The sequence below is a fragment of the Lysinibacillus sp. FJAT-14222 genome (genome assembly GCF_001278875.1).
GTDB lineage: Bacteria > Bacillota > Bacilli > Bacillales_A > Planococcaceae > Lysinibacillus > Lysinibacillus agricola.
The window spans coordinates 120,986-137,165 of sequence record NZ_LIYL01000010.1 but is presented as its reverse complement, the minus strand read 5'-3'; the positions used below and the strand labels follow the sequence as shown (position 1 = coordinate 137,165).

Below are 16,180 nucleotides of genomic sequence, written 5' to 3'. Positions count from 1 at the left end.
TTCAGTGTGCCATACTTCTTCCATAAAAACAAGATTAAAAGCGTTATTTCCAAGCTTGCTCAAAATCTGATTCTTTAAACCCTAAAGTAACTTTAGTTCCATCAGTTACAATCGGACGTTTAATTAACATACCATCTGAAGCAAGCAGTTCAAGCTGCTCCTCCTCAGTCATTTCAGCAAGCTTATCCTTCAAGCCAAGCTCACGATATTTCATACCAGAAGTATTAAAAAATTTCTTTAAAGGTAGTTCACTTGCTTGCCATAAGCTTGTTAATTCGTCCTTTGTAGGCGGTTGTTCGACAATGTGTACCTCTTCGTATGAAATTCCATTGTTATCTAGCCATTTTTGAGCTTTTTTACAAGTAGTACATTTCGGATATTGAATAAATTGAATCGTCATTTATAGGCTCCTCTACTATCATTTTAGGAACTACATTTTCAGTGTATCCCTCATTTTCTGTAGTATACCATCATAACCGTTACGAACCAAAATGAAACTCTTCATGCCAAAGCATAGGGTTGATTTCCGTTCCGGCTGGGCGCTTTGTTGCTGACGCTACGCTTTCGCACAGAGCAAAGTTTCCTGGGGGAGAGCGTCGAGCCGCTTCCTCCGCTTTGTTGTTGCTGTCGCTTCACTTTCGCACATATAAAACATTTGCTGCCGCTACGTTAGCACTACGCTTTCGCACAGAAAACATCCGCTTCGTGCAGGGTCTCGCCTATCTCGCTTTCACTGCGGGAAGCTTTGCTCTGCGACGAAAGCGAAGCGACAGGAGCACTCGAGTAGCCTTCCACTACAATCAGCAATAGTGTAGAACTTTTATTAAATTTATGCATTTCAAAAGTGAATGAATCTGGCAACGCACCATAATTGAATAGATCATAACAGTGACGTAATTGTACATTCGTTGTTACCCTTCGCTTTCGCACAAACAAAACCCTTTTGCTATAAAACGACATATCAGAGGATACATGCTATGTGAATTAGTTGTTTTACGTTCCGACTGGGCGACACAATAAAATTAAAGGATTCACACACAGTTTTGTGTATGAATCCTTTTTTGCTCTTTGTAAGGTGGATGTCGATAAAATTCAGAAGTTGGGGGATAAAACGTGAAAGTTAGTCGATAAAATTCAAAAGTTGGGCGATAAAACGTGAAAGTTAGTCGATAAAATTCAAAAGTTGGGCGATAAAACGGAAAAGTTCTCCGATAAAACACAAAAGTTAGATGACATTTTGTTAAAACATTTGTCATGTGGATAAGTTGATCTTCGTGCCGGCTGGGCGACTCCTTGGGGATCAGCGTCACAGATGAGACCCTGGAGCGAGCCGGCAGAGGAACGAAGGCTAAAAACATCACGTCCTGTGATAACGCCTTCGTGACCAACATCGTGTTGGCCCAAGCGGCTCATCGGACGCCCCCAGGAAGCTTTGTGCGAAAGCGTAGCGACAGCAACAATGTTTAATCTGCGCGAATGCGAAGCGTCAGCAACAAAGCGAGTAGCCTGGAACGGAAATCCCCCCTCATTTTGCAAGAGCTATACTTTTATTTCCAACGAAAAAACCTAGCTATCACATCTCGGATAGCTAGGTTAAGTCTGCTATATTAAACTACAAATTTTTCTGCTTCAATTAATTTAACAGAAGCTTCGCGTTTCTTCGTGATTAAGTTGTATGGATTGTTGCGAGTTAACTTACGTAGTGCAGATAATGTCATGCGTGCAGCGTCGCCGTCTGCTGAAGCAAGAATCGTATCTTTTGCTTCTTTTTCAATTTCTGCAAATGCTTCTTGGCAGAAGATTTGAGTGTAAAGTAATTTTTGATGAGCTTTTTCAGCACCGTCACGAGCAATCGCTTTTTCTGTACGCAATACAGCTGATTCCATTGCGAATAGTTGGTTTGCGATATTTGCAATATTCACCAATACTTCTTGCTCTTGATCAAGCTTCGCACCGTAGCGTTGCGCTGCTAAACCTGCTGCTAATACAGCAATTTTCTTCGCATTTTTCACAAGATATTTTTCCTGTACTAGCGGCTCTGTGCCTACATCCTCAGGCATTAGCATAAGAAGCTCTTGTTGTAAGTTTTGAGCAACTTGTAGTAATGGCAATTCACCTTTTAATGCCTTTTTCATAAATGTACCTGGTACAATCATGCGGTTAATTTCATTTGTTCCTTCAAAAATACGATTAATACGAGAATCACGATAAATACGTTCTACTTCATATTCAGCCATAAAGCCGTAACCACCGTGTAATTGAACCGCTTCATCTGCAATGTAATCTAAAGTCTCAGAACCAAAGACTTTAGCAATGGAGCACTCAATAGCATACTCAGCAATTGCACTAGCAATAACTTTCCCTTGCTTTTGCTCATCTGGGCTTAGCTGGCTTAAACGATCCTCAAATAAGCCTACTGTACGATAATTTAATGACTCTGAAGCATATAACTGTGAAGCCATTGTCGATAATTTTTCTTTTGTTAAATTGAAATCAGACAGCTTCGTTTTGAATTGTTGACGTTGGTTTGTGTATTGAATGGCTAGCTCTAATGCACGCTTTGAGCCACCAATTGTTCCCACACCTAGTTTATAACGTCCAATATTTAAAATATTAAAGGCAATAACGTGTCCGCGTCCCACTTCACCTAATAGGTTTTCTACAGGTACTTCTGCATCTTCAAGTACTAATGTACGAGTTGATGAAGATTTGATACCCATTTTCTTCTCTTCTGGGCCAACCGAAACGCCGTTGAAAGCACGTTCTACGATAAACGCTGAGAACTTATCGCCATCGATTTTTGCATAAACAACAAAGACATCTGCGAAGCCTGCATTTGTAATCCATTGCTTTTCACCATTTAAAATATAATGTGTACCTGCATCATTTAACTTCGCAGTCGTTTTTGCACCTAATGCATCAGAACCTGAACCTGGCTCCGTTAATGCATAAGCAGCAATTAATTCACCTGAAGCAAGCTTTGGTAAATACTTTTTCTTTTGCTCTTCGTTTCCGAAAAGTACGATTGGTAAAGAACCAATACCTACATGTGCACCATGCGTAATCGAGAAGCCACCAGCAACTGACATTTTTTCTGCGATTAATGCAGAAGAAACTTTGTCTAATCCTAGACCTTCATATTCTTCAGGTACATCTGCGCTTAGTAAGCCGAGCTCACCTGCACTTTTTAGTAGACGAACCGAATGCTCAAATTCATGGTTTTCTAAATTTTCAACGACTGGTAACACTTCATTTGCTACATACTCTTCTGTTGTTTTAGCAATCATCTTATGCTCATCTGTGAAATCTTCTGGTGTAAACACACGATCTAATTCCACATCTTCAATAATAAATCCGCCGCCTTTAATGAAATCCGTTGTTTTTTCTGTCATTCTAAATTCCTCCCTATGCATCTATTATTAATGGCTTTATTCCCCAATATATAGAAAAGCTTGAAGTACTATGTTCGGAGGCAACCGGAAACGCCGCACTCCAAGCTGATCTAGCAAAAATCATAGAATTTCAAATACGCCTGCTGCACCCATACCGCCGCCAATACACATAGTCACGACACCATATTTCTTACCTTGACGCTTCAATTCATGAATAAGCTTTAATGTTAAAATAGCTCCAGTTGCACCAAGTGGGTGACCTACGGCAATTGCTCCACCATTGACATTTACTTTATTTTGATCGATGCCTAAATGACGTACGACCTGTAAGGATTGTGACGCAAATGCTTCGTTAATTTCCCATAAATCAATGTCATCAATTGATAAACCTGCAATTTCAAGCGCTTTAGGTACTGCCACGATTGGACCAATACCCATCACCTCAGGAGGTACACCACCAACTGCAAAACCTAAAAACTTAGCCATTGGCGTAAGTCCTTGCTTTTCAGCTTCCTCACGATCCATCACAAGTACCGCTGCTGCACCATCCGAAGTTTGTGAAGCATTACCAGCTGTAACACTACCCTTTACATGGAAGGCTGGACGAAGCTTCGCTAAACCTTCTACAGATGTACCTGGACGTACACCTTCATCCATGCTAAAAGTGAATTTTTTCACTTGTGGTTTGTTGTTATCATCTACAAAATGCTGCTCCACTTCGATTGGTACGATTTCATCATTGAATTTACCTTCTTTAATCGCCTTTTCTGCAAGCTCGTGTGAACGAACAGCAAATGCATCCTGATCCTCTCTACTTACATTGTACTGACGTGCCACTTCCTCAGCTGTGTGCCCCATCCCCATATAATATTGAGGAGCAGTTTCTGCTAAAGCTGGATTTAAGCGAGGTGTATTGCCTACCATTGGCACCATACTCATCGACTCGACGCCACCAGCAAGAATTGCCTTAGAATGTCCTAGCATAATACGTTCTGCTGCATAAGCAATTGCCTGTAAACCTGATGAACAGAATCTATTAATTGTTAGCGCTGGTGTTGTATCTGGTAACCCGGCAAGCGCTCCAATACTACGTGCTACGTTCATGCCCTGCTCAGCTTCAGGCATTGCACACCCTAAAATTAAATCGTCAATCGGACCTTCATAGCCCGCTCTTTTCAATGTTTCTTTGACAACAACTGCTCCAAAATCATCTGGTCTAACTGTTGCTAAAGACCCCTTCTTCGCTTTTCCAATCGGAGTTCGTGCTCCTGCTACAATAACGGCTTCACGCATCGTATTAATCCCCCTTTGTTTCATGTGCAAGTATGTTCACAGTCTTGAAATTAGTTACGCAGTGGTTTTCCCTTTAAAAGCATGTGCTGCATTCTTTGTTGAGATAGCGGATCAGCGACTAAGCTTAGGAACGCCTCACGCTCTAGGTTTAATAGGTACTGTTCATCTACTAATGTGCCATATGGTACTTTACCACCAGCAATGACATACGCTAATTTTTTAGCGATTTTTAAATCGTGTTCACTAATAAAGCCGGATTCAAACATTCCTTGTGCACCGATTAGTAGCGTACCGTAGCCTGAAGCACCGACTACAGGAACTTTCGCTGATACAGGTGGTTGATAGCCTGCCTCATAAAGCGCTAGTGCAGCTTGTTTTGCATCATATATTTGGTGGTCTGGGTTGACAGAAATTGCGTCAGCAAAGTTTAAGAAGTTATTGTCACGCGCTTCTTCACCAGATGTCGAAACTTTTGCCATCGCAATTGTTTCAAATACTTTATTAGCAATATGTTGATAGTCTACCTCTACGCCATTTGGTAAGCCTTTGAGGAATTTTTGGTAAAGTGCCTTATTACCGCCACCGCCAGGAATTAATCCTACGCCGACTTCTACTAAGCCCATATACGTTTCCATTGTTGCTTGAATATGTGCAGCTGGTAAGCAAACCTCTGACCCTCCACCAAGTGTCATAGCAAAAGGAGCTGCCACAACAGGCTTGCGAGAGTATTTAATTTTTTGCATTGCATCTTGGAATGCTTTAATAACGAAATCTAGCTCAAAAATATTATCATCCTGTGCTTCTACTAAAATCATTCCTAGATTAGCTCCAACACAGAAGTTTTTCCCTTGGTTACCGATGACTAAGCCTTTATAGTTAGCTTCTACTTCATCGATCGAATAGTTAATCATCTGAATAATGTCTAAGCCAATAGCATTTGATTGGGAATGGAATTCAAGTAAGGCAATTCCATCGCCTAAATCTATTAAGCTAGCACCTGTATTTGACTTAATAACGCCATACTTTTTCTTATAGCGTTTTAAGTTAATTTCCTTTTCATTGACTGGCACTTTTACGTATTCAGAGCCATTAAAGTACGCTAGGTCACCTTCAATTTCCGAATAGAAAGTGTCAAAGCCACTTGCTAACATATCTTTGACAAATGCCGGTACTTCACGACCCTCAGCCTCCATTTTAGCTATGGATTCTTTCACGCCAATTGCATCCCAAATTTCAAATGGACCTTGCTGCCAGCCAAAGCCCCATTTCATGGCATTGTCAATCGCAACAATATCATCAGCAATTTCACCGTGTAGCTGTGCAGAGTAAATTAACGTTGGAGCAAAGATACCCCATAATAACTCTCCTGTACGGTCCTTAGCATATGTTAATGCTTTCACCTTATTGGCTAATCCACGAGCTTGTTTTGCCATTTCGATAGAAGGTGTTTTTAATTTTTTCGCTGGACTATACTCTAATGTGCTTGGATCAATTTCAAGGATCTCTTTGCCTTGCTTTAAGAAGAAACCTTGACCTGATTTTGCTCCTAGCCAGCCGTTTGTGACCATTTTCTGTAGGAATTCTGGTACTGCAAATACTTGCTGCTCTTCACCTGTTGTTTGATCATAGACGTTTTTCGCTACATGAATAAATGTATCTAAACCAACAACGTCCAAAGTTCGGAAGGTTGCAGATTTTGGACGTCCAATTAGTGGACCCGTTACAGAATCGACCTCGCCAACTGAATAACCACCCTTCATCATTTCTTGTAAAGTGATCAGTAAACCGTACGTTCCGATACGGTTGGCAATGAAGTTCGGTGTATCCTTAGCAAGTACGACACCTTTCCCAAGCACATCTTCGCCAAATGTTTTCATAAAGCTTACAACCTCTGGCGCTGTTGTGTTTGCTGGGATGACTTCAAGCAATTTTAAATAGCGTGGTGGATTGAAGAAGTGAGTTCCTAGGAAATGCTTTTGAAAATCTTCTGAACGTCCTTCTGCCATTGCATTAATACTTATGCCAGATGTGTTTGAACTAATAATTGTGCCAGGCTTACGTACAGCATCAATTTTTTCATATAGGTTTTGTTTAATCGCTAAATTTTCAACGACAACTTCAATAATCCAATCTACATCTTTTAATTTCTCTAAATCGTCCTCAAAGTTACCAACCGATAGTAGTGATAAATTTTTCTTAGAAGTAAGTGGTGCTGGCTTTTGCTTTAATAACTTTTGAAGAGCTCCGTTGACGATACGATTTCTTACTGCAGGATTCTCTAAAGAAAGACCCTTTGCTTCTTCCTCTTTCGTTAGTTCCTTCGGCGCAATGTCTAATAATAATGTTGGAATACCGATGTTTGCTAAATGTGCTGCAATTCCAGAGCCCATTACCCCAGAACCTAGAACAGCTGCTTTTTTAATGTTGTACGTCACAAGCAATTCCCCCTTATTCTCCCATTGAATGAATAGCCATTCATTTTTTGATCAAAAAAATATCAAGTTTGCCCTAGTGTATTTTTGTCCAGATTTTGAATTGGTCTAGCTCAATTCAAGTTTAAAGCTATGTTGTATTCTGTGACATACGACTGAGGCTTATCTTCGTTCAGCTACCATTTTGATGTTAGAGGTAAATATCTTCCGCTGAATGAAGATAAAACTACTTTTTCTGTTTTTAGTGTAGATTATTTTGTTTAATTTAGCAATCTTTTTCCACATTTATTTTTGCAATATACAACTTTTTTTGTTTTTTACGAGCGAAAATAAGACAATAAGTAGATACCAATCATACCAAACAGAAAACTTTCAGGTTGCGGGAAAAATGTGTAGAATGGAAAGCAAGGAGAGTGAAATACTAATGAAAACAATTACAACTGCTGAACAATTTAATGAGCTGATCTCTAGTGATCAAAAAATTCTAGTGAAATTTTACGCTGGCTGGTGCCCAGATTGCACACGTATGAATATGTTCATCGATCCAATTATCGAAGAGTACAACCAATATGACTGGTACGAACTTAACCGCGATGAGCTTCCAGAAATTGCGGACAAATATGATGTAATGGGTATTCCAAGCCTACTAATTTTCCAAAACGGTGAAAAATTAGCACACTTACATAGTGCCAATGCTAAATCACCTCAGCAAGTAACAGATTTCTTATCTGCACAACAATAATTAGCTAGGCTAAAATAGCAAAGTTAATGTAGAAGAGCTACTAATCTGTGGCGAAAGCGAAGCGTCAGCCGCAAGTTACAGATTTTTTATCTGCACAACAATAATCGAAAAAACGAGCTGCATTTCTTTTTGAAATGCGGCTCTTTTTAGAAAGGAGATCATGATGCGCCAACAATTATCACTGCTCGGAAAATCCCAATATGATGCATCTATTTCAGCAAACTATCGTAATTCTGCTTGTGGACCTACAACTGTACACGTAATCTTAAACTATATAGACGAGACAGCTCCTTCGGTAAATGAGCTTTATAAACTTCTTGGTGGTACGAAAATCGGGTTATTTAAATGGCGTCTCATTCGTAATCTTCGCCGACTTCGTCCGACATGGGATATTCGCGATTGTTCTTTAAAGGAGGCAATGCAGGAGATCGATGCAGGCCGTCCTGTCGCCATACGCTTTGATCGCTATTTTAGCCTAAATTGGCGGGATAAAAAATCTGCCTTCGCCTATCATTGGGTATCTCTCATTGGCTATGAAATACAAAATGATGAGCTATTGTTAATGTTCCATGATAATGGTGGTCCTGATCGTGAAAGTAAAATTCGAATAGCTTCTTTTAAAGATAATGAGAAAGTATTGAGCTTCGTGAAAATCACACCGAAATAAACAAAAGCATGCCTGCAATGTTTAGACACGTTCTTCTTATAATTCAACGCTTATTTGCTTTTCTCAAGAATATCTTTAGAATTTGTGCAAAAACATCCATTGTTCAATACATTTCTTCCAGCGTATTTTCGATCCCTCCAATTTCTAATAATACTGAATTATCATGGAGATCTTGATTATAGGTATTTTGGGGTTCGATACTTCTTGGGTCAAATCCTCAGCATCATTTTGATTTCCCGTAAAACAAACAAGAAATCTATAAACGTCTAAGTAATACAAATTGTAAATTTCAACTATTCTTGATTATATTTGAATCAGTCAAACTTTCTCCTCCTTTTAATTATTTGCTTATAATTCGTTTGAGGTTAGAAAAAGGTTACAAAAATTTGTATAAAAAAGGTTCATCACCATAACGTGTGGTTGATTTCCGTTCCGGCTGGGCGCTTTGTTGGTCACAAAGGCGTTATCACAGGACGTGATGGTTTTAGCCTTCGTTCCTCTATAGCTAATCCCCAAGGAGTCGCCCAGCCTCCACTCCAATCAACATAGATACTTTTTAACCACTGTCATCCCCAACTTATGATGATGAGACATAAAAAAAGCAGAGCATATTTCTATACTCTGCGTTGATAACCCTGATGTTTGTTTTTAAATAAGTGAATACAACGAGCGTGCCTGCTTGGCGATTAATGTGTAGCCACGTTCTTCTATTTCTTTGAACGTTTGGGGCTCGTAATTAGGTAATACTAAGCTCGGTAGTTCTGCCTCGATTGGTACGTTCGTTTGAATGGTTGCAAGCTCGTGTGACAATTTTAACATGTCTAAATTCTCTTTAATTTTCGTACGTTGACCAGGCTTTAATTCGTCTATTGATGTAAGAACATTTTCGATGGAACCATACGTTTGAATTAACGTAAGCGCCTGCTTTGGTCCAATTCCCTTTACGCCTGGATAACCGTCACTCGTATCCCCCATAAAAGCCTTGACCTGTGCAAATTGCATTGGTTCAATGCCATATTCCTCTTGAAAGCGTGTATCCGTATAAATATCATACTCTGAATAGCCTTTTTTCGTAAAAGCAATTTCCGTTGATGGTCTTAAAAGCTGCAGTAAATCCTTGTCTCCGCTAATTACCGTAATGTCAGCCTCATCCTGAAATTTTGTAATCATTGAGCCAATTAAATCATCTGCCTCCATCCCTTTAACACCAAAGTTTTGCCAACCAATTTGTTCTGATAAATTTTTCGCCATATCAAATTGTGGCAGCATTTCCTCTGGTGGTGATGGACGATTAGCTTTATAGCCATCGAATAATTCGTTACGGAATGTATGTGCACCCATATCCCAACAAACAGCAAGATGGGTAGGCTTCATAATAGATTGTGCCGTTAATACATGACGCACAAATCCTTGGGCACCATTGGTCGGTGTCCCATCTGTAAGGCGAATATAATGCCCCATCGCAGCCGAAGCAAAAAATGAACGGAATAATAGCGCCATGCCATCAACAATTAATAGTTTTGGTTTTGTTGTCATGATAAATAATCCTCTCTATAACAATACAATGATTGTATTAATCTATAATATCAGGTATGTTGATTACCATCTTCATCCATTTTATTTAATAAGAAAACCTGAATTCCGCTGCGGGCGAGCGTCGAGCCGCTTCCTCCGCTACAATCAGCTAAAAATGGCATTATAAGCAAAGTATCTACAAAAAATATTTTGTCGGTCAATAAAAATCCTATATTTCCCTAATCAACAAACCTGCCATATTATATTAATATTAAGCATTGTTCTATTATAGCAAAATATCATTAAACTTCATTGTAAATATATACAAGCCATCATTCCACGTCTCATTTTATAATTATCTACTTATGGCGTTGCTTTTCTTGGAGATACGATTGCGGTAATCCAGTCGAATACCTGTTAACCATTGCAAAAATGCGGTCACGCCCATCTTTACTGTTTCCGGGCGTAGGTCCCCCTCCTTTGGATCTGCGTAGACAAAGTCAATATGGCGGACCCCTTCATTTTCTCCAATGAGCTTTAAGATATCAAATAATTCATAAGCCGTTAATCCACCTGGTGTTGCGGCAGGTACATCTGGTGCAAATATAATATCGAGTGCATCCAAATCTACAGATACATAAATACGATCCACCTCATACATAAGCTGACGAAGCATTTCGCGAATTGTTAATTGTATGCCATCACGACGCATTTGCTTTAACGTAATCATATGAATTCCTTGTTCTTTCGCGTAATGAATCATTTCTGGTGAATTAAAAAAGCCGTGCAACCCGACATTATAAACATGTTTTCCCTCTACAATCCCTGCTGTAATAAGCTTCTGTATTGGGGAATCCATGGCTAGGCCAATCTCCTCCTGATTCCGTGCATCCAAATGCGTATCGATTTGAATAATCCCTATCCGATCCTTTGGATAAGCATTCTTTATCCCTCTTAGAGAGCAAGCCGTAATCGCATGATCTCCACCAATAAGACAGGTGAAGCTTTTAGAATATGCGGTACTTAAGCTTTCTGCCGCAGCTTCTATAGCTGACTCTGAAAGCATTCTATCAGTTCCGTGGATGGCCACATCGCCTACATCAACAACTGCCAACGAACGCAAATCTACTTGCTCATCTAAATTATAAGATTGAAAGCTTGGCCAAGCCTTTCGAAATGCAGTTGGATACAATGCTTTTTGGGAGGATTTACTAGCATACGATAATAAAGCACCATACAAAATAATATCTACATCACTCGGAAGTGGATTTTCTTTTTGTTTAATCCATTGATGCATAGCTGAACCATTTTCTTGCTTATACTGCCATTCTGGTTGAATAAACATGTTAACGACCACCTTCGCGCTATTTTTCTATAACTATCTCCAAGTTATTTCATTCTTTATATATTAAAAATTCATCACCATAACGTGAATTTCCTTCAACATTAATAGTACCATTAGTACATATAATTTCGTCAAAGTTCGGGATTTCCCCTCTTAATTTTGAAAAATTCTCCACACTCCATTTACCCCTATAACATAAAAAGTAGCAAACTAGGCATTTTTCTAGTTTGCTACTTTTGGGGGTTTTTTCACCCCACCGATGATTAGTCTTCACCAATCGGGCTTTTACGGGATAAATTTTGGCAAAGCTCTGCGACCTCGTACATCGTATAACTTTGAAAGTTATATTGATTACGTAACTCCTGATAATACTGTAAAAGTTCCTCAAGCATAGCTAAATTTTTATCTATGTTCTTGCCAAAGTTATGAGGGTGCCACCATAAATGATAAAATGCTTCAGACATTGCAGCTGCATGCATTCCCTCTTTAACGCGTTTTATCTTTAAGCCTTCAAAAAAACGTAATGGGCTATAATACGGCCTTAAAAATGAACTTGAGCGAATGTTAATAAATGAATCCTTTTGCATTTCTTCTAGCGTTACTAGATGATTCCCCGTTACATTAACATAGCTATCCAGCCATTTTTTCGCACCTAATAGCCGACCTTTTTTCGTAAATTTTTGAGGATCATACAACGGATGTTTTTCATTTCCCCTATAGCATACAAAGCCCACTTCCTGACATGCCAGGAAATACGCTTCATTCACTTGATTACGAGGAAATACAATCGACTTCATCGGTGCGATATACTCTTCACAAATCATTGCAGTTCCATGTAAATCTGCACGAAAATTTGCTTCAGTTTGTCCATTTTCTAAACAGTAAAAATGTGAAAATGTATGACTTCCTATTTCTTGATGTGGCGTACGTTTAATCTTCTCAATTAAGGATTTGCCAAAATGTAAGAGGTCCTCCTGCTCATCTTCTCCTACTTTTGTAAGTTGTGTATGTGCTGCGTAACGCATGTTTTTATATTTTACTGGGATACCTCGTAAGTAATGAGCCATTTCTGCTTTTGTTTCCGCAAACAATAAACCTACTGTTGCCCAAGTCGCATGAATGCCATACTGTTCGAACAACTCTAGCATTTTAGGCAATGCTTCACGTACACCGTATAAATTTTTATTGTATTGTCCGTATCTAAATACATCGTGGACACCCCAATTTAGCTCAAAATCCAATGATATAACAAGACCCCCACGATTTACTTTGATTGTTACTTCCTCCATTTTTGCACGCCCAGTAACAGTGCACTTATTTTCGATTGGGTAATGTAGCCGGAATATACATCGACAACTTGTCCACCGAAGCCCAGCTTAAACGCACGAACATTTTGGTCATCTGTTAGCTTCCCCATATCATATAAAACAAAGCCTTGCTCCTTTAAATGCAATAAATTGTGCCATAATAAGAAACGATTTGCATAACGAACTGGTCGTTTTAAATGATCTGGCATCAATTGTGAATGACAAGTCGCTACATAATAGGACATCGCTTTTTCAGCGTGTACAATATCGAGTCTATAGCATAGTGTTTGTCCACAAATACTTCGAATCTCGGACAACCATAGAGCTCCTTTATCCTTTAAGAGCGTAATAGCTTCCATTTGAGACTTACTAATTAGCTCGAGTTTTTTCCTTTTGGCAAAATTATTATAAAACTGTTGAAAGGCTCGTAAATTTTCCTCTGAAGGTTCCTTATAAATAAAAACTTGATAGGATTCTTGTTGTGCTCGACGAAGTATTTTTCGATTACTTTCTGAAAGAGCAAGATACAATGAGAGCTCACTTTCTGTAAGGTGAATATGAACCGTTTCACTTTTAACAAGCTTACGACTTGGTACTAGTGAATGTGTATAGCCAACAACCCTCATTGATTTTCTAAAATTGGCTGGCTTTTCTACAAAATAAAAATGCTGCATTGCGATATTCCATCGCTTACTTTTAATGGACAGAATGAACATCGCCCCCACTCTCTGTGTATTTTTCTACATGATTACGCTCATAGCGAGCACATTTAAAATGTTTCATTCGAGAAATACGTTTATAGCCTAGCTGCAATAATCGTTTCCGCTTTCGCCATTGCCAAAAGCTTGCAGTAACCCAAAGTGTTTGTGCAGGTTTCATTTTTTGGAAAAAAGCTGTTATAATATCGATATTTTTATAAACATCATAGGTTAAAAAATATGTCTGCTTTGGCAATGCTTCAACTATTTGCAATTCATCTACACGCCAATTCACCGCATGTAACGCAAACGCAAGCTTATTCGTTTCTGCAAAGGAATCTTTATAAATGGTGTATCCCTTATAAAATAGTGAAATAACCTCTTCTTCATCGAGTTGCATCGCCTCCTGTATCGACAATTCTTCAAACAAATCTCCTACAGGTCGATGCGGTGTGACACTATCTGATGGGGCTAGTTCATACAAATCCACTTTCTTAAAACGAATAAATTTTTCTACGAATAGTTGTCCATATTCTAGCCAATCTTTTACTTTTCCATACTTTACTAAGTAACGTAATTGACCTAGAGTGTTGCGTTTCCATTCAACGATACGATGATTGCCTTTTAAAAATTCCTTTAGTCGTTCCTTTAGCGTAAAACGACTTGCCAATAGCTTTGCACGCTTCGTTCCGCTGCTTACGAGCATACGCCTTGTAAAATCAATACTAGAGCGCCAATCAAACTTATAAGGTTCATAGCCAATACTCATATCAAACAAGTTATAGTTTTCAGAAAAGGTTCGCTTGATGGTTTCCTGATTCACTAATCTACCTGGCCCAAATATATTAAATGTCGGCTCATGTGCAAGGGCGTAAGTGACATAACGTCCACGACAGCAAATTCCATAGGTGAAGGCAATCCATTGGTTTTCAAAAACAAGTGCGTCTACCTCAACTTGCAGCGCTTCCCCTTTAAGATGTGTTAGCTGTTCGAAAAAATCCTTTTTCTGTCCTTTTGTAAAATCACTTGTGTCTAGTTTTTTTGCCCATCTTCGATCAAATAGTCTAAACATTTGCCAAAGCTCGTCCTGCGAAGGTATTTTCCTCGTTAATGAACCTAATTTTCGTAGCTTTCGTTCTCTTCTATCCACACCATGCATTTTTCTGCGTTGATTGAAATGGTTATGGAAATCTATATCGTGAAAGGCAAGATACGGTGTCACTACACGAAAAATACTCGGACGTAACTGCCTTTCAACAAAATATTGCTCAATTACTTTTGTAGACTCTTTGCTTTCTAATAATCCATGAAACGAAAACATTAGATGTTTATGCTGTTCGATGAGCTGATCAAACACAAAAGTTGTAGCAGGTAACAGCCATTCTTTTTTCGCTACAACCCCTGAATAATTCGCAATATTTTCTCCCGTAAAGGCATAAATTCGTACCCCCCATCGAAGTCGAACCGTGAATGGGAAGAAGGCAATGATTTGACCAGCTTCTTCAACAGCATAAAGCTCAACACGCTCTCTTCGCCCAACAATTTGCCACCAGTTATAAAACCACGCAAATTCTATAAATGGATTATCATTGACCTCTGTTGCTAAAATTTCATCCCAAATATCCTTGTACCACATAAGCTCATCATCTGTTCGAATGCGAATTAATTGCAAATTAATCACCTTTCTTAGCCGACTTTGATACAGCCTGTTCGTAGACAAATAGAGTTTTCTGATACATTGGTATAAACGTAAAATCCCTTAAAAAGCGACGTTCACTTGCGTCCCCCATTTTTTGACGCATGTTCTCATCCATTAACAATTGTTTAAGCCTTTTCTTTAGTAAACCAGGATCATCTCGGTTAATTAAAAATCCATTCTCATGATCACAAACTAGCTCATTGACGCCACCTACATTTGTAGCAATAATTGGAAGTCCTGCCCGCATTGCTTCAATAATTGAAATCGGGAGGCCCTCCCAATCTGATAGCAAGACAAATAAATGGCTTTCCTCAAGCAAATCAGTAACATCTAATTGATTGCCTAAAAATGAGACACGATCTGTTAATCCTTTATTGGCAACAAATTTTTCTAAATGAGGACGTAGTGAACCATCACCTATCAATTGAAGGCGCCAAGGTACATCTGAAAGCTCTGCTAAAGCCTCTAGCAATAAATCCTGTCTTTTTGGCACTTCAAAGCGAGCAACCATCACAATTAGTGGATGCTCCTCTTTCTCTCTATTCAGTGCTACTCGCTTATCTATTTGGTCGATGCCATTATGAATCGTCAGCATTTTAGAAGCAGGAGCAATTTTTTCCGTTAGCGCTAGCTTGCGATCATATTCAGAAACCGTAATAATTTTAGCTGTTATCGGCTGAACTGATTTTTCCATTTGACTATATATAAATTTCTTTTTATGCGGTACGCCTTCTGTAAAACTCCAGCTATGGGCTGTAAAAACAATTGGAATGCGTAAAAGACTACCTACTACACGTCCAATTGCTCCCGCTTTCGATGAATGTGCTGCAATAACATCTGGTTTTATTTTTTTAAATGCAGCTCTCAATTGCCAAAAGGTCTGTAAATCTTTTTTTAGATGAATCGCGCGCTGCATGGCTGGTATACTGATAACGTCAATTTTCTCTTCTTGTAAGCGCCACAGCGATGGATCATATAGGCCTGTGACAATGGTTACCTCGTGAGCGTCTTGCTTTAATTTTAATGCAAGTGCCTCCACATGCTTCTGCGCTCCTCCGATTTTATCCATACGCGTAATAAGCTGAACGAT

15 protein-coding genes and 1 pseudogene are annotated in these 16,180 nt (G+C 39.1%); 2 read left to right on the top strand and 14 right to left on the bottom strand.

Annotated elements, in window-relative coordinates:
* Nucleotides 1-43: 43 nt before the first annotated feature.
* The 5 genes from AN161_RS04495 to AN161_RS04480 all read right to left on the bottom strand — a co-directional run bounded on the left by AN161_RS04495 (nt 44) and on the right by AN161_RS04480 (nt 7,120).
* On the bottom strand, nt 44-400 hold the full coding sequence (locus tag AN161_RS04495; RefSeq protein WP_053593185.1) for an arsenate reductase family protein: 357 nt from the start codon (nt 398-400) through the stop codon (nt 44-46).
* 275 nt (nt 401-675) lie between these two features.
* Nucleotides 676-930: a hypothetical protein gene (locus AN161_RS28535; protein ID WP_143114604.1), complete on the bottom strand. Its 255-nt coding sequence runs from the start codon at nt 928-930 to the stop codon at nt 676-678.
* A 677-nt stretch (nt 931-1,607) separates the two neighbouring features.
* On the bottom strand, nt 1,608-3,392 hold the full coding sequence (locus AN161_RS04490; RefSeq protein WP_053593184.1) for an acyl-CoA dehydrogenase family protein: 1,785 nt from the start codon (nt 3,390-3,392) through the stop codon (nt 1,608-1,610).
* 120 nt (nt 3,393-3,512) lie between these two features.
* The gene (locus AN161_RS04485) at nt 3,513-4,685 is read right to left on the bottom strand and encodes an acetyl-CoA C-acetyltransferase (protein WP_053593183.1); all 1,173 of its coding nucleotides are present in this window, start codon (nt 4,683-4,685) and stop codon (nt 3,513-3,515) included.
* A gap of 50 nt (nt 4,686-4,735) precedes the next feature.
* Nucleotides 4,736-7,120 (bottom strand): 3-hydroxyacyl-CoA dehydrogenase/enoyl-CoA hydratase family protein, encoded by a 2,385-nt coding sequence (locus AN161_RS04480; RefSeq protein ID WP_053593182.1) that lies wholly within the window; start codon nt 7,118-7,120, stop codon nt 4,736-4,738.
* A 394-nt stretch (nt 7,121-7,514) separates the two neighbouring features.
* On the opposite strand from AN161_RS04480, the gene AN161_RS04475 reads away from it, so the two are divergent.
* Complete coding sequence (locus tag AN161_RS04475) at nt 7,515-7,859, top strand: thioredoxin family protein (protein WP_158002969.1); 345 nt, start codon at nt 7,515-7,517, stop codon at nt 7,857-7,859.
* A 163-nt stretch (nt 7,860-8,022) separates the two neighbouring features.
* Entirely contained in the window at nt 8,023-8,526 is a 504-nt protein-coding gene (locus tag AN161_RS04470) for a C39 family peptidase (protein ID WP_053593180.1), read from the top strand.
* 103 nt (nt 8,527-8,629) lie between these two features.
* On the opposite strand, the gene AN161_RS27340 is transcribed toward AN161_RS04470, so the two are convergent.
* The 9 genes and pseudogenes from AN161_RS27340 to AN161_RS04440 form a co-directional block, all read right to left on the bottom strand.
* Entirely contained in the window at nt 8,630-8,725 is a 96-nt protein-coding gene (locus tag AN161_RS27340; RefSeq protein ID WP_075807184.1) for a stage II sporulation protein P, read from the bottom strand.
* Nucleotides 8,725-8,823: pseudogene (locus tag AN161_RS30475) on the bottom strand (RNA polymerase sigma factor); the annotation flags it as partial. The gene AN161_RS27340 and the pseudogene AN161_RS30475, both read right to left, overlap by 1 nt.
* Nucleotides 8,824-9,174: 351 nt before the next feature.
* A complete protein-coding gene (locus AN161_RS04465) occupies nt 9,175-10,062 on the bottom strand; it encodes a 5'-3' exonuclease (protein WP_053593179.1) in 888 nt (295 codons plus the stop codon).
* A 334-nt stretch (nt 10,063-10,396) separates the two neighbouring features.
* Nucleotides 10,397-11,386 carry an agmatinase family protein gene (locus tag AN161_RS04460; protein WP_053593178.1) on the bottom strand — a complete coding sequence of 330 codons (990 nt, stop codon included), beginning with the start codon at nt 11,384-11,386 and terminating at the stop codon, nt 10,397-10,399.
* Between the two features lie 49 nt (nt 11,387-11,435).
* Entirely contained in the window at nt 11,436-11,561 is a 126-nt protein-coding gene (locus tag AN161_RS30945; protein ID WP_277815923.1) for a hypothetical protein, read from the bottom strand.
* A gap of 88 nt (nt 11,562-11,649) precedes the next feature.
* Entirely contained in the window at nt 11,650-12,675 is a 1,026-nt protein-coding gene (locus tag AN161_RS04455; RefSeq protein ID WP_053593177.1) for a polysaccharide deacetylase family protein, read from the bottom strand.
* Complete coding sequence (locus tag AN161_RS04450) at nt 12,663-13,409, bottom strand: hypothetical protein (protein ID WP_241774502.1); 747 nt, start codon at nt 13,407-13,409, stop codon at nt 12,663-12,665. The genes AN161_RS04455 and AN161_RS04450 overlap by 13 nt, the downstream gene beginning before the upstream one ends.
* Nucleotides 13,390-15,072 carry a GNAT family N-acetyltransferase gene (locus tag AN161_RS04445; RefSeq protein ID WP_241774501.1) on the bottom strand — a complete coding sequence of 561 codons (1,683 nt, stop codon included), beginning with the start codon at nt 15,070-15,072 and terminating at the stop codon, nt 13,390-13,392. The genes AN161_RS04450 and AN161_RS04445 overlap by 20 nt, the downstream gene beginning before the upstream one ends.
* A complete protein-coding gene (locus tag AN161_RS04440) occupies nt 15,065-16,159 on the bottom strand; it encodes a glycosyltransferase family 4 protein (RefSeq protein ID WP_053593175.1) in 1,095 nt (364 codons plus the stop codon). Before AN161_RS04440 ends, AN161_RS04445 begins: the two co-directional genes overlap by 8 nt.
* Nucleotides 16,160-16,180: the final 21 nt, after the last annotated feature.